The sequence below is a fragment of the Delftia sp. GW456-R20 genome (assembly GCF_001622915.1).
In the GTDB taxonomy this organism is placed as follows: domain Bacteria; phylum Pseudomonadota; class Gammaproteobacteria; order Burkholderiales; family Burkholderiaceae_C; genus Comamonas; species Comamonas acidovorans.
The window spans coordinates 158,847-172,375 of record NZ_LWCN01000004.1; the positions used below are offsets into that span (position 1 = coordinate 158,847).

The window sequence follows — 13,529 nt, forward strand, 5'->3', positions numbered from 1 at the left end:
CCGCCCGGCTACGGTGGAGTTCTGCCGGGTTTGGTCGAGTTCAGCTACTTGGGGGCGCCCAGTTGGTACTTGGAGCCCTCGCCCTGGCCATCGGTGATGGCGGCGGCCTGGCCGGCGGCAGGGTTCACGCCGCCGGCATCTTCCTTGTTCGTGGCTCCTGCGCCGCTTGCGGGCTCCGATGCCTTGGCGGGCAGGGGTGCGGCTGGCGGCAAGGGCTCGTGCGGATCCCCCTTGGCATGGGGCATGACCTGCTCGGCCATGATCACGGGCTGGCCCAGCAGAGGCTTGTCCGGCGGGGGCTGGTTGAAGCGCGGCACTTCGGCCATGGGAAATCCCGCGCGCGTTGACGAGGTCTCGCCCGAGCAGGCGGCCAGCGTCAGCAAAGAGGTTGCGGCGACGCCCAGGGCCAGCCGTCTGGCGAGTGTCGTGGCCTGCACAAATTCATGGGGCATGGTTGTTCTCCGATGTCGATCTTCCGGCCGACATGCTCCCATGTGTCCAGGACCGGTGGCGTAGGTCCATGCCGGATTCCCGGTGACAGGCCACCGCAATCCTTGCTCAGGGCTGGCTGCCGCTGGCCTTCCACGATCCATCGGACTGCTTGCAGAACCAGAAGCGCCAGTTTTCCGAGGTCTTTTTCAGGCGCACGTCGGCCGACAGCAGGCGGCAGCTTCCGGCCGAGCCGGTCTGGACGGTCTGCTGCGGCTGCAAGGCCATCGTCACGCGCTGGTTGGTACGGTTCGGGCGGCTGGTCCATTCGGTCACGGAGCCGTCGGCGGCCTCGTTGAGCACCTTGGCCACGGCGGCCTTTGCGTCGGGCAGGTCCCTGGCGGGAATGCGTGCGGCGATGGTGTCGTTGAGGAAGATCAACGCTGCGGCATTGGCGCTGGTGGACACCAGCGAGGCGGCGGCGGCCAGCGATGCGACGGTGAGGGCAAAGGTTTTCATGCAATGGTTCCTGGAGTGTGGGCCGACGACCGCAGCGGGATGTCGGAAGGAAGGTATCGGGCCATGTTAACGGCTGCCGTGGTGGCGCCGTGCGTCGCGCACCGCTGAAACCAGCGCGGACTGCGGCCGAGTGTGGTCGAGTGCTGCCGAGGGCCGCGCAAAACCGTTACAGTCCCTGGCGGATTCCTTCGTCCATTTCCGCCAGAAATTCCACTGCATGCCACGATCTTCCAGCCACCAGACCACCCAGCGCTTTGCCATTCCATGGACGCTTGTTGCAGGCTTTGGTGCAGCGGCCCTGGCCACCCTGGTCATCGCCTTCGTCAATTTCCGGGCGTCCGAGGCGCGGGGCCAGGCCGTGAATGCCATGGACCGCACGACGCTGGCCATGCGCCAGCTCAGCCAGCTCAATGCCTCGCTCAAGGATGCCGAAACCGGGCAGCGGGGCTTTCTGCTGACGGGTGACCAGGCCTATTTGCAGCCCTACCAGCAGGCGCGTGATGTGCTGCAAAAGCAGCTGGAGGCGCTCAAGGCGCGCACTTCCAGCGACTCCGTCCAGCACCGGCTGCTGGACCAGATCGAGGACATCTCGACCCAGAAGCTGCGCGAGCTGCAGGAAACCATAGACTTGCGCAGGGCCGGCGACCTGGACGCCGCCATGGCCCTGGTGCGCCTGGACGTGGGCAAGAACGCCATGGACCGGCTGCGCGAGCTGATCGATGATCTCTACACCCGCCAGACCCGTGAGCTGGAGCAGCGCCGCCAGCTGTGGGTGGAGGCCTCCACCACCTCGACGTACTACTCCTGGGGCGGCTCCCTCATCTTGCTGGGCCTGATCCTGGCATCGGCTGCGCTGACGGTGCGCGAGTACCGCGTCAAGGCGCGCCAGTCGTGGGTGACGTCCGGTCTGTCCGGCCTGGGCCAGCAGTTGCAGGGCGACCGCCGGCTGGAAGACCTGGGCCAGAAGGCACTGGAATACCTGGCCACCTACCTGCGCGCCGAGGTGGGCGCCGGCTATGTGGTGGACTGCACCGATGGCGGTCTGAGCCTGTTCGGCGGCTATGCCTTGCCGCGCGATCGCCTGCAGCACAAGCTGCTGCCCGGCGAGGGCCTGGCGGGCCAGGCGGTCACCTCGCGCAAGCTGCTGCATGTCAGGGACGTGCCCGCGCAGCACCTGCCGATTTCCTCGGGCACTGGCCAGTCCAGCCCGTTGCAACTGATGGTGGCGCCCGCCATGGAGAACGGCGAAGTGTTCGCCGTCATCGAACTGGGCTTTCTGCGCGGGGTGAGCGAGGCAGAGCGCAGCCTGCTGGAGCGGGCGTCCGAAATGCTGGCCGTGGCCATCCGCTCGGGTCTGGACCGTTCGCGCCTTGAGACCTTGCTGGAAGAAACGCGCCGCCAGTCGGAAGAGCTGCAGGCCCAGCAGGAAGAGCTGCGCGTGAGCAACGAGGAGCTGGAGCAGCAAAGCCGCATCCTGCAGGAGTCGCAGACGCAGATGGAGCACCAGCAAAGCGAGCTGGAGCAGACCAATGCCCATCTGGAGGAGCAGACCCAGCAGTTGGAGTACCAGCGCGAGCAACTGCTGCGCGCCCAGGGTGCGCTGACCGACAAGGCGCACGAGCTGGAGCTGGCCAGCCAGTACAAGAGCGAGTTCCTGGCCAACATGAGCCACGAGCTGCGCACGCCGCTGAATTCCACGCTGATCCTCGCCAAGCTGCTGGCCGACAACAAGCCCGGCAACCTGCAGGCCGATCAGGTCAAGTACGCACAGACCATTCATGCGGCGGGCAGCGACCTGCTGGCGCTGATCAACGACATCCTGGACCTGTCCAAGATCGAGGCCGGCCAGGTCAGCGTCCTGGTGGAGCCCATGACCATCGCCACCGCCTTGCAGGCGCTGATGGAGCCGCTGCGCCCCATCGCCCGCGAAAAAGGCCTGGAGCTGACATGGACGGTGGACCCCGGCGTGCCGGCCTCCATGCAGACCGACCCCATGCGGCTGGCCCAGGTGCTCAAGAACCTGCTGTCCAACGCGCTCAAGTTCACGGCCAAGGGCTCGGTCGACCTGCAGGTGTCCCGCGTGCCCGGGGGCATGCTGGCGTTTGCCGTGCGCGATACCGGCATCGGCATTGCCGAGCAGCAGCAGCAATTCATCTTCGATGCCTTCCGCCAGGCGGACGGCAGCACGCATCGCAAGTTCGGCGGAACGGGCCTGGGCCTGTCGATCTCACGTGATCTTGCCGGGCTGCTGGGCGGCACCCTGACCGTCTCCAGCACGCCGGGGCAGGGCAGCGTGTTCACGCTGACCGTGCCTGTGATCCTGGAGCTGGTGGAGCCTGGCCAGGCCTTGGCTGCCGCGCCGCTGCCCCGCCCGGCGCGGGAATCGCTGGCGAATGCGCAGACACAGACGCAGGTGCCGGTGTCATCGCCCGCGTCCGTGCCCGCCGTCGCCTCGGCCCATGTCGCGCCGGCTGCCCCCGCGTTCGCGCCAGCCATGTCTGCGCCGATGTTGCCTACTTCGTCCGCGGCGAATGCCCTGCGAAAGAGCGGGCAGAGCGGGCGCCGCATCCTCGTCATCGAGGACGATCTGCGCTTTGCCGACATTCTTTCCGAGCTCGCGCGCGAGATGGATTTTGAATGCGATGTGGCCAACACCGCGTCCGACGGCCTGGCCATGGCGGCAAGCAACCAGCCCAACGCCATCGTGCTGGACATCAACCTGCCCGATTTCTCGGGCCTGGGCGTGCTGGACCAGCTCAAGCGCAATCCCGTCACGCGCCACATTCCCGTGCACGTGGTCTCGGTGGCCGACTATTCGCAGGAGGCCATGGGACGCGGCGCCGTGGGCTACGCGCTCAAGCCCGTCAAGCGCGAGGAACTGGTCCATGCCCTGAAGCGGCTGGAGGCCAAGTTCACCCAGGACCTGCGCCGCGTGCTGGTGGTGGAGGACGACGAGCGCCAGCGCGAGAGCGTGCGCCACCTGCTCAGCCGCAGCGATGTGGACATCGTCTGCGCGGGCACGGCGGCGGCGGCGCTGGAACATCTGCGCGGCGCCACCTTCGACTGCATGGTGATGGACCTGAACCTGCCCGACATCAGCGGCTACGAGCTGTTGCAGCGCATGACGGACCAGGACGATGTTTCCTTCCCGCCTGTCATCGTCTACACGGGCCGCGCGCTCTCGCGCGATGAAGAGCAGCAGCTGCGGCGCTTTTCCAAGTCCATCATCATCAAGGACGCGCGCTCGCCCGAGCGCCTGCTCGACGAGGTCACGCTGTTCCTGCACCAGGTGGAGTCCGAGCTGTCGGCCGAGCACCGCCAGATGCTGCAGGTGGCGCGCAGCCGCGAGTCGGCGCTGGAAGGGCGCACGGTGTTGGTGGTGGAGGACGATGTGCGCAATGTGTTCGCGCTGTCCAGCATCCTGGAGCCCACGGGCATCCGCGTGGAGATCGCGCGCAACGGGCGCGAGGCGCTGGAAACCCTGGAAGCGCGGGGCACGGCGCAGGCCGGCATCGACCTGGTCCTGATGGACATCATGATGCCCGAGATGGACGGCTACACCGCCATGCGCGAGATCCGCAACCGCCCGCAATGGCGCCGCCTGCCCATCATCGCCCTGACCGCCAAGGCCATGAAGGACGACCAGGAGAAATGCCTGGCCGCCGGTGCCAACGACTACATCGCCAAGCCGCTGGACGTGGAGAAGCTGCTGTCGCTGGTGCGGGTGTGGATGCCCAAGTAGCAAGGAGGACGCGATGCCGCAGCTGAATAGGAGGACGCGATGCCTCAGCTGAAAAAAGCCCGCACCGCCGACATCGAGCAGCGCCTGCTGATCGACGCCATCTACCACCGCTACCACTACGACTTCCGGGGCTACGCCCAGGCCTCGCTCAAGCGGCGCCTGCAGTCGGCCCTGGTGCAGTTCGACTGCAAGACGCTGTCGCAGCTGCAGGACCGTGTGCTGCACGATACAAGCGTGTTCCCGGCCCTGCTCGAGTACCTCACGGTCCAGGTCAGCGACATGTTCCGCGACCCGACCTACTTCCGCTCGCTGCGCACCGAGGTCGTGCCGCTGCTGCGCACCTATCCCTCGCTCAAGGTCTGGGTGGCCGGCTGCAGCGCGGGCGAAGAGGTGTATTCGCTGGCCATCCTGCTGCATGAAGAGGGCCTGCTGGACCGCACCCTGATCTACGCCACCGACATCAATCCCCATGCGCTGAAGGCGGCAGAGCAGGGCGTGTTCGACATGGCGCGCGTGGCGGCCTTCACCGACAACCATGCGCGCTCGGGCGGGCACAGTTCGCTGTCGCACTACTACACGGCGCGCTATGGCCGTGTGGTCTTCGACAAGGGGCTGCGCGAGCACATGGTGTTCTCCGACCACAGCCTGGCCACCGACAGCGTGTTCGCCGAGATGCACCTGGTGTCCTGCCGCAACGTGCTGATCTATTTCGAGCGCGAGCTGCAGGACCGGGCGCTGGGCCTGTTCCGCGATGCGCTGTGCCATCGCGGGTTCCTGGGCCTGGGCTCCAAGGAGTCGCTGCGGTTTTCAGGGCATTCGGAGGCCTTCGAGGACTTCGTGCTCGAAGACCGCATCTACCGCAAGAGGGCCGGGCTGTGATGCCCGCGACCACGAACACACCCGCCTCGGACGCCGCCACAGCCTACGAGGCCATCGTGATCGGCGGCTCGGCCGGCGCGCTTGATGCGCTGTCCGTGGTGCTGCCCACGCTGCCCGCCAGCCTGCGCGCTTCGGTGCTGGTGGTACTGCACCTGCCGCGCGACCGGCGCAGCCTGCTGGGCCAGCTTTTCGGGCCGCGCTGCGCCCTGCCGGTGCGCGAGGTGCAGGACCAGCAGTGGCTGGAGCCGGGCTGCCTGTACTTTGCGCCGGCCGACTACCACCTGCTGGTGGACAGCGGTCCCAGGCTGGCGCTGTCGCTGGATGCGCCCTGGCATTTTTCGCGGCCCTCGATCGATGTGCTGTTCGAGTCGGCTGCCGACTGCTATGGCGAGCGCCTGCTGGCCGTGCTGCTGTCCGGCGCCAACGAGGATGGTGCCCAGGGCATGGCCAGCGTGCACGCCGCCGGCGGCCTGGCCGTGGTGCAGTCGCCAGACAGTGCCGCAATGCAGGCCATGCCGCGGGCGGCCCTGGCCCGCGTGCCACAGGCCCAGGTGCTGGCGCCGCAGGGCATTGCCGCGCTCATCGCATCGCTGCACGGCCAGGGGAGGCTTTGAATGTCCATTCAGCGCGCTCCCACCAGACAAAATACCGAGAGAGAATCCATGTCCCAAACAGATCGCGTCAAATGCCTGATCGTCGATGACATTGCCGAGAATCTGATCGCCATCGAAGCGCTGCTGCAGCGCGACGGCATCGAGTTCCTCAAGGCGCATTCCGGCCCCGAGGCGCTGGAGCTTTTGCTCGACCATGGCGATGTGGCGCTGGCCCTGCTGGACGTGCAGATGCCCGAGATGAACGGCTTCGAGCTGGCCGAGCTGATACGCGGCAGCGAGCGCACGCGCCACATCCCGCTCATCTTCATGACGGCCGGCTCGCGCGAGCACAACTGGCAATTCCGCGGCTATGAAAGCGGCGCCGTGGACTTTCTGTACAAGCCCATCGACCCGCACATGCTGACCACCAAGGCCAACGTGTTCTTCGAGCTGCACCAGCGCAAGCAGGCGCTGGCCCAGCAGCTGCAGGAGCGCACGGAGGCGCTGCGCATCAACGAGATGTTCATGGCCGTGCTCAGCCACGACCTGCGCACGCCGCTGCAGTCCATCAAGGCGGCGGCCACCGTGCTCACGCGCCAGCCCGATCCCGGCAAGGTGGCCAACATGGCCGAGCGCATGCTCAGCAGCAGCCAGCGCATGTCGCGCATGATCGAGGATCTGCTGGACGTGACCCGCATCCGCCAGGCAGAAGGCCTGCCGCTGTCGCCCCAGCCGGCCAGCCTGCAGACGCTGCTGCAGCGCACGCTGCAGGAGGTGGAGACGGGCTTCCCGGAGCGGCGCCTGGAAAGCGAGATGCTGGGCAATCTGGAAGGTATCTGGGATGGCGAACGCCTGTGCCAGGTGCTGACCAACCTGCTGGGCAATGCCATGCACCACGGAGATCCCGCGCAGCCGGTGCAGGTGACGGCCGATGGCCGCCAGGACGATCGTGTGTCCATCACGGTGCGCAACGGCGGCACCATTCCCGCGGAACTGCTGCCCACGCTGTTCAACCCGTTTCGCGGTGGTGAACGCCGGCCCGGCCAGCACCAGGGACTGGGCCTGGGGCTGTTCATTGCGCACCAGATCGTGCGTTCGCACGGCGGGCGCATCGATGTGCGCTCCGCCGACGGAGTGACCAGCTTCAGGGTGGAATTGCCGCGCGAGGCGGCGGTGGGAGGCTCCAAGGCCGTGCTGTGACGGCGGGAGTCGGGGGGCGCCGGGGGGCGCGAAAGCGCGAACGCTTCAGTGGGCGGGGTTGCCGAGCGCTTCCTGGATGGAGTCCAGCAGCGTCTCCAGGTCCTCGATTTCGAAGGGCTTGAGCAGGGTCCGCACATGGGGGCCCCAGGCCGTGGGGTAGGGGCCCAGGTCGTAGCCGGAGCACAGGATGATCCAGCGCTGCGCATCGGCCTCCAGCAGCTGCCGCGCCAGGTCGGTGCCTGACAGGCCGGGCAGGCTGACATCGGAAACCACCACGTCGAAAGGCTGGGCCGCATCCAGTTCCAGGGCCTGCTCGGCGGTGGCGCAACTGGTCACGAAGCGTGATTCGCTCTCCATCAGCAGGCCAATGGTTTCGCGCAGGTCGGCATTGTCTTCAACGTACAGGATTCGCATATCTCTTTGTTGCAGTGCATCATGCTGCTATCAAAAAGGCAGCATTGACGAGGGCTGATCATCCACACCCTCGGGCGGCCATTGCGTAGGACAGCATGCAAACTTTTCTGCCGCCGCCTGCGTGGAGCCGAGGCTGTGGATTGTGCAATACAACGAAGAACGCCAGAGCAAGGTTTGCGCGCGTTCAGCGGGTGGAGGCCTGCGGCGGGTCCAGAACATGCTTTTGCACGGGCAGGAATTCATCCGCCTGCCGTGAATAGTCCCAGCGCGTGAGCTCTCGGCGCCAGGCCGGGCCCTGTCCAGCCGAGTCCTCTTGCTGCTCCAGCGTGAACAGGCTGTTGGGCGCATGCGCGCGCAGCCGCAGCGATACCGCAGTGCCCGCCTGCGCCGCCCACAGTCCCGGCAGCGGCTGGACCAGGCCGGGGTCATGTCCATGGCCTGACAGCACCAACTGCGCTCCGGCGTCGCGCCAGGCCGCCAGGGCCGTTGCCGCGCGGTGCGGGCGGTGGCTGCGGTCCTGCGCATGCGCGGCGGCCAGCGGGTGGTGGCCGACCACAATGCGCCAGTCGCCAGGGCTGGCCTGCGCCAGCCTTTGGGCCACCTGCCGGATCTGGCTGGCCGACAGGCTGCCGCGCTGGTGGCGCCACCAGCGCGTGGTGTCCACGCCAATCACGCAAAAGCCCTGCTCTGCGCACCAGGGCTGCAGTTCGGCACTGATCCAGCGGGCGTAGCGATCATGGGCATGGCCGCCCAGCCGCTCCCACCAGGCAAGCAACGGCAGATCGTGGTTGCCCGGCACGACCAGGCGGCGCGGTACGGGAAGCGCATCGAGAAACTCGCGCGCCTGGGCAAACTGCGCGGCCGTGGCACGCTGGGTCAGGTCGCCGGAGACCACCAGCAGCGCCACGGGCAGACGTGCGGCCAGTCTTGCCGCGGCGGCGCACACGGCCGGATCGTGGGCGCCGAAATGCAGGTCCGACATATGCATGAGCAAAGCCATGGGCGTTCCTTGTCCCTTGCTGATCAGGAGGAGGGCCCGGCCTCGCCCGGCACGACCAGCCACAGCGGCTTCTCGCCCAGGCGAAAACGAATGGGCGGGGCCATCCATTCGCGCTCGCCGTCAAAGGCCATCTTCAGGCGCCGCGGGCGCCGCCCTGCGGGCTCTGCCACCAGCTCGGTGCAGGCCAGGCTGGCCACCGCATCGTCCTGCGCCAGCCGTCCCAAGACGGCATTCCAGACCACGCGCGCCGGGGCCTCGCTGGCCTGCGGCAGCAGCAGCACGGCGGCCAGGTGCTGGCCGTCGGCCACAGCGCGGGCTTCGGCAATGCCCACGCGCTCCAACTGCATCGGGTTGTTGCCCACGAACAGTGTGCTGGCCAGGTGCTCCTGCTGCTGTAGCGGCGCCTGGCGGTCGGAGCGCAGGGCGATGCGCCAGCGGCGCGCGCTGCCACCGCGAAGAATGCTCCAGATGGAGGCTGCAATGGCCACCAGCCGCGTGCGGCCAAAGCGTGTGGACGCGCGTTCGCGTTCGTCCAGCAGGCGCGGGTACAGGCCCAGGCTGGCGTTCACCAGAAACAGCCGTTCGTTGACCAGGCCCACGTTCACGGGCCGCATCTGGCCGGCCTGCAATGCCTGAAGAATGTCCTGCACGGCCTGGGCAGGCTCCAGCGACAGCGCCTGCTCGCGGGCGAAGTAGTTGAAGGTGCCCAGCGGAACCACGCCCATGGGCACGCCCCGCGCCCAGGCTGCGGCGGCCACCGCATTGATGGTGCCGTCACCGCCGGCGGCCACGACCAGGCCGCCATCCTGGCTGGCCCTGTCCACGGCACGGGCGGCCAGGTGCACGATGTCGGCGCGTGCGCCAGGCACATGCCACTGCACGCTGCGCTGCTGCAGCGCGGGCACGCTGGTGAGGCGCGCGCGCAGCTGTTCCAGGTCGGCGCCTGGGCGCAGCGGCACGATCAGGTGGATGGGGCCGGCGGGGTCCAGACGGGGCGGGGGCGGCTGGCTCTCGGAATAGGTGGGCGTCATGGAAGGCGGGAGGCTGGAACAGGCGCCGATTGTTTCTTGGATTGCACCTGCATGTGCACCGGATCATGCAAGCGGCACACGTCAGCCAAAGCCGACAGGAAGGGCACCACAAGGCAGCAGCGGCTCACCAGCGACCCGTCAGCGTCTCACTGGTGGCTCACTCGGGCCAGGGAGAGCGGTACTCCAGCATCTGCGCCAGCGGCACCGGCCGCTCGAACAGATAGCCCTGTGCATGCTCGCAGCCGAGGGCGTGCAGCAGCCTGGCCTGGGCCTGCTCCTCCACGCCTTCGGCCACGACCTTGACGCCAAAGCCCTGGGCGATGCGCAGCACGGCGGTCACGATGGACTTGTCGGATTCGGACTCCGGCAACTGGCCGACGAAGCTCTGGTCGATCTTGATGCAGTCAAAGCGCAGGCGGCTGAGATAGGCCAGGGAGGAGTAGCCGGTGCCGAAGTCGTCAATGGCGATCTTCACGCCCAGCGCGCGGATGGCGGCAATGCGCTGCAGCGTGGCGTCGCTGTCGTCCAGCAGCATGGATTCCGTCAGCTCCAGGGTCAGCAACCGGGCGGGCAGGCCGCTGGTGGCCAGTGCCTGCTCCAGCGTGGAGGCGAAGTCTGACTGGATGAGCTCGCGTGCCGACATGTTGACGTGCAGCTCGAAGTCGGCGGGCAGCTGGGGCAGGTGGGAGGCGATGTCGTGCGCCGCCGTGCGCAGCACCCATTCGCCCACGCTCAGGATCAGGTCCGACTCCTCGGCCACCGGAATGAAGACGCCGGGAGGCACCATGCCGCGCGTCGGGCTGTTCCAGCGCACCAGGGCCTCGGCGCCGACCATGCTGCCCGTGGCCAGGTCCACCACGGGCTGGTAGAACACGCGCAGCTCGTTGCGCTCCACCGCCTGGCGCAGCTCCATGGCCAGCTGCGTGCGGCCCAGCATTTTCTGCGCCAGGCTGGGCTCGAACAGCAGGAAGGGGTGCGAGCCGCGCTGCGCCTCACCCAGCGCAATGCTGGCGTTGCGCAGCCACTCGGGCAGCGCGCCCGGCAGCAGCTCGCCGCTGACGGCGCCCGCGCAGGCGCGCAGCACGATGTCGTCCTTGCCCACGGAAAATGGCTGGTCGAAGATTTCCAGCAGGTGGCGGCATTTGTCCTGCATCTGCTGCGGCGTGCAGTCATGTAGCCACAGCATGGCGAACTCGTTGCTGGCCGTGCGCGCCAGCAGGGCAGGAAACTGCAGATGGTGGTTGCGCAGCCGCTCGGCCACGGCCCGCAGCAGCTGCTCGCCCGTGCCGTGGCCCACATCGTCGCGGACGCTGCGGAAATTCTGCAGCTCCAGCAGGCACAGCGCGGCAGGGCAGGGCGTGTTGGCGGCTGCCGCCGCATCGGCCTGCTCGATCAGGCCGGCGCGCGTGAGCAGCTGCGTCAGGCTGTCGTACTGCAGCAGGGTGCGCATGTGCTCGAACGATTCCTGCAGCCGCTGCGCCATATTGTGGAAGGCCGAAACCAGGGACGATGTCTCGACCAGGGACGTATCCGGCAGCGCCCCTACCGCGCTCCAGTCGCCCTTGGCCAGGCGGTTGGCCGCATCGGCCGTCACCGCCAGGGGGCGCAGCGCCCGGCGCAGGCACCACACGCCCAGCCCCAGCCCCAGCAAGGCCAGGCCGAAAGCGAGGACCAGCGCATGGCGGCTGTCCGCCCGCATGCTGCTGACCAGATCGGATTCGGGCTGCAGCACCAGGATCCGCCAGTCGATGCCGCGTGCATCGTGGAATGCGGTGACCTGGCCGTGGTAGATCTGCCCCTGTTCCTTGAAGCTCAGGTTGATGGTGTTCTGGGGGGCCGCTGGCGCCGACGGATCCGCGCTCAGATGCGCAGGCAGCAGGGCGGCCAGGCTGCGCAGCGCAAGATCGGGACTTTCGGACAGCCGCAGGCGCACGGGTGGGTCATAGGGGCCTTCGCGCCGTTTCAGCACCGACAGCTCGGACGAGTGCGCCACCATGTAGCCCTGTGCGTCGACCACGGCGATATGGCCGTTGCCACGCAAGGGCTCGTCGCGCAGAAAGCGGTTCATGCTGCTCAGCCGCACATCGGCGGCCACCACGCCGGCCAGCTGGCCGGACACCCGCACGGACGTGGATGCGGAAATCGTGGTATCGCCACGGTCGCCAGTCACCGTGTAGATGGGCGACCAGTGCGGGCCGTCTTTGTGGATGGCAGGCTGGTACCAGGGGCGCACGCGGGGGTCGTAGCCGGCAAGGCTGGACATGGGCGGGCCGGGCTCCAGCCCCTCGAAGATCTGCAGGGCGCCCTGGGTGCTGTGGTCCTGGAGAATCAGGCGGTAGCGGCCATCGGGCTCCAGCCGCACACCCGTGTATTCACCTTGTATGCCGCCAAAGCTCAACAGGCTGATCTGGTGGTGCTGGGCATACAGCTCGGTGAATGAGCGTGTCAGATAGCCATAGATGGGGCGCAGGTCGCCGGGGGTGTAGAGCGCCTGCCGGGCCACGGTCTCGGCCAAGGCCTGCTGCACGCGCAGCGGGGTCTCCAGGTAATCGGCCAATTGGTGGCGCGTGGTAGTGGACAGGGAGTCCAGCAGCCGCAGGCTTTCGCGGTTGATGAGTTGGTCCACCTGGCGCTGCTGCCATGCCGCCAACAGCCCGGCCGTGACCACGAACACCGCTATGAAGGGGGCTGTGACTGCCGTGCGAAGTGAGAGCCTGAAGGCGGGCATGCAGAGGTTTCCGTAGCGTGCGCCGGGCAGCCAAGGGCCGGATCTGCCTGCGACAGCGGCCATTGTGCAGTGCCTTCGCAGCCCTGCGCAGCCGCCGCCGCAGTCCGCGCCTGGGCGCTCCTGTGGTTGATAGGAAAATTTGTTGATAAATGGTTTTCGGTAGAAAAAATGAATTCTTAATGGTGATTTGCCAGAACGCAAAGGCGGGCCGTGGCCTGCGCAAAGCCGACCATTGCGCCAATCGGTTTACATATCTGTTTACAAATTGATCGCCATTACATGTAGACATCACATGTAATGGCCGCTATGGTATCCGCATGGAACAAAAGACATCAGCCCATTACCAGCGCCTGCACCGGCAACGGCTGCGCGAACAGGGGCTGGTGAAAAAGGAGGTCTGGATTCTTCCAGAGTACGGCGCGGCATTGCAGCAATTGGAAAAGCAAATGCGCGTGCCGGGATTGCAACCGGAATCAATGGTTCTCATCCACAAGGAGGGCGGCATGGACAACAGCAGACAGGCATATCGGGATATTCACGCCTTGGCGGGCGATCTGCAGCAATCGGCACTGGTGCAAGGCGGCCGGCTCCATATCGAGGTGCTGGAAGGCGCAGACGCAAGTTTGCTGGTCAGCCTGCCCGAATTCGGCGATCTGCCCGTGCATGTGGCGCTCTCGGGCGACCAATTGGTGGTGGAGGCCTTTCTGTGGCCCGCCGACCAGGTGCACGACCGCGCCGGTCTCAACGAGCAGATGCTGCGCCTGCAAAAACTGTTTCCCTTCACCACGATGGCGCTGGAACCCCAGGCCCACGGCGGCGAGGGCTATGTGATGTTCGCCGCCCTGCACGCCAGCAGCAGCGAGGGCGACATCATTGCCGAGATCCTGACCCTGGCCGACAGCGTCATCCAGGCCACCGAGGCGCTGGCCCACTACCTGACGCCTGTGCCCGCACCCACATCCGCATCCGCATCCGTGCAGGCCTGACGCCCCGC

11 protein-coding genes are annotated in these 13,529 nt (G+C 67.2%); 5 read left to right on the plus strand and 6 right to left on the minus strand.

The window, feature by feature from the left end:
- Positions 1 to 44: 44 nt before the first annotated feature.
- Positions 45 to 452: a hypothetical protein gene (locus A4F85_RS06455; protein WP_034393841.1), complete on the minus strand. Its 408-nt coding sequence runs from the start codon at positions 450 to 452 to the stop codon at positions 45 to 47.
- A 106-nt stretch (positions 453 to 558) separates the two neighbouring features.
- Positions 559 to 948: a hypothetical protein gene (locus A4F85_RS06460; protein WP_013802375.1), complete on the minus strand. Its 390-nt coding sequence runs from the start codon at positions 946 to 948 to the stop codon at positions 559 to 561.
- 217 nt (positions 949 to 1,165) lie between these two features.
- Here A4F85_RS06460 and A4F85_RS06465 point away from each other — a divergent pair, with 217 nt between their 5' ends.
- From A4F85_RS06465 to A4F85_RS06480, 4 genes are read left to right on the plus strand one after another with little or no spacing between them, the layout of a single operon-like run.
- Positions 1,166 to 4,690 carry a response regulator gene (locus A4F85_RS06465; protein WP_063326059.1) on the plus strand — a complete coding sequence of 1,175 codons (3,525 nt, stop codon included), beginning with the start codon at positions 1,166 to 1,168 and terminating at the stop codon, positions 4,688 to 4,690.
- 39 nt (positions 4,691 to 4,729) lie between these two features.
- The gene (locus A4F85_RS06470; RefSeq protein WP_012205655.1) at positions 4,730 to 5,569 is read left to right on the plus strand and encodes a CheR family methyltransferase; all 840 of its coding nucleotides are present in this window, start codon (positions 4,730 to 4,732) and stop codon (positions 5,567 to 5,569) included.
- Positions 5,569 to 6,183 carry a chemotaxis protein CheB gene (locus A4F85_RS06475; protein WP_063326060.1) on the plus strand — a complete coding sequence of 205 codons (615 nt, stop codon included), beginning with the start codon at positions 5,569 to 5,571 and terminating at the stop codon, positions 6,181 to 6,183. Before A4F85_RS06470 ends, A4F85_RS06475 begins: the two co-directional genes overlap by 1 nt.
- 48 nt (positions 6,184 to 6,231) lie before the next feature.
- On the plus strand, positions 6,232 to 7,362 hold the full coding sequence (locus tag A4F85_RS06480; protein WP_034393830.1) for a hybrid sensor histidine kinase/response regulator: 1,131 nt from the start codon (positions 6,232 to 6,234) through the stop codon (positions 7,360 to 7,362).
- A gap of 45 nt (positions 7,363 to 7,407) precedes the next feature.
- Here the strand turns inward: A4F85_RS06480 and A4F85_RS06485 are convergent, their stop codons facing one another.
- The 4 genes from A4F85_RS06485 to A4F85_RS06500 all read right to left on the minus strand — a co-directional run bounded on the left by A4F85_RS06485 (position 7,408) and on the right by A4F85_RS06500 (position 12,598).
- Positions 7,408 to 7,776, minus strand: a complete 369-nt coding sequence (locus A4F85_RS06485; RefSeq protein WP_012205652.1) for a response regulator — start codon at positions 7,774 to 7,776, stop codon at positions 7,408 to 7,410.
- Between the two features lie 184 nt (positions 7,777 to 7,960).
- On the minus strand, positions 7,961 to 8,776 hold the full coding sequence (locus A4F85_RS06490; RefSeq protein WP_063326061.1) for a metallophosphoesterase family protein: 816 nt from the start codon (positions 8,774 to 8,776) through the stop codon (positions 7,961 to 7,963).
- Positions 8,777 to 8,799: 23 nt separating this feature from the next.
- Positions 8,800 to 9,807, minus strand: a complete 1,008-nt coding sequence (locus tag A4F85_RS06495; protein ID WP_063326062.1) for a diacylglycerol/lipid kinase family protein — start codon at positions 9,805 to 9,807, stop codon at positions 8,800 to 8,802.
- Between the two features lie 157 nt (positions 9,808 to 9,964).
- On the minus strand, positions 9,965 to 12,598 hold the full coding sequence (locus A4F85_RS06500; RefSeq protein ID WP_063326063.1) for a bifunctional diguanylate cyclase/phosphodiesterase: 2,634 nt from the start codon (positions 12,596 to 12,598) through the stop codon (positions 9,965 to 9,967).
- 440 nt (positions 12,599 to 13,038) lie between these two features.
- Between A4F85_RS06500 and A4F85_RS06505 the strand changes: the two genes are divergently transcribed.
- Positions 13,039 to 13,521: a YjfI family protein gene (locus tag A4F85_RS06505; protein ID WP_231890462.1), complete on the plus strand. Its 483-nt coding sequence runs from the start codon at positions 13,039 to 13,041 to the stop codon at positions 13,519 to 13,521.
- Positions 13,522 to 13,529: the final 8 nt, after the last annotated feature.

Coding starts and splice junctions, on each gene's coding strand:
- A4F85_RS06485 (WP_012205652.1), bottom strand. CDS start 7,776: ATGCGAATCCTGTACGTTGAAGACAATGCCGACCTGCGCGAAACCATT.
- A4F85_RS06500 (WP_063326063.1), bottom strand. CDS start 12,598: ATGGCCGCTGTCGCAGGCAGATCCGGCCCTTGGCTGCCCGGCGCACGC.
- A4F85_RS06465 (WP_063326059.1), top strand. CDS start 1,166: ATGCCACGATCTTCCAGCCACCAGACCACCCAGCGCTTTGCCATTCCA.
- A4F85_RS06470 (WP_012205655.1), top strand. CDS start 4,730: ATGCCTCAGCTGAAAAAAGCCCGCACCGCCGACATCGAGCAGCGCCTG.
- A4F85_RS06490 (WP_063326061.1), bottom strand. CDS start 8,776: ATGGCTTTGCTCATGCATATGTCGGACCTGCATTTCGGCGCCCACGAT.
- A4F85_RS06475 (WP_063326060.1), top strand. CDS start 5,569: ATGCCCGCGACCACGAACACACCCGCCTCGGACGCCGCCACAGCCTAC.
- A4F85_RS06460 (WP_013802375.1), bottom strand. CDS start 948: ATGAAAACCTTTGCCCTCACCGTCGCATCGCTGGCCGCCGCCGCCTCG.
- A4F85_RS06480 (WP_034393830.1), top strand. CDS start 6,232: ATGTCCCAAACAGATCGCGTCAAATGCCTGATCGTCGATGACATTGCC.
- A4F85_RS06495 (WP_063326062.1), bottom strand. CDS start 9,807: ATGACGCCCACCTATTCCGAGAGCCAGCCGCCCCCGCCCCGTCTGGAC.
- A4F85_RS06505 (WP_231890462.1), top strand. CDS start 13,039: ATGGACAACAGCAGACAGGCATATCGGGATATTCACGCCTTGGCGGGC.
- A4F85_RS06455 (WP_034393841.1), bottom strand. CDS start 452: ATGCCCCATGAATTTGTGCAGGCCACGACACTCGCCAGACGGCTGGCC.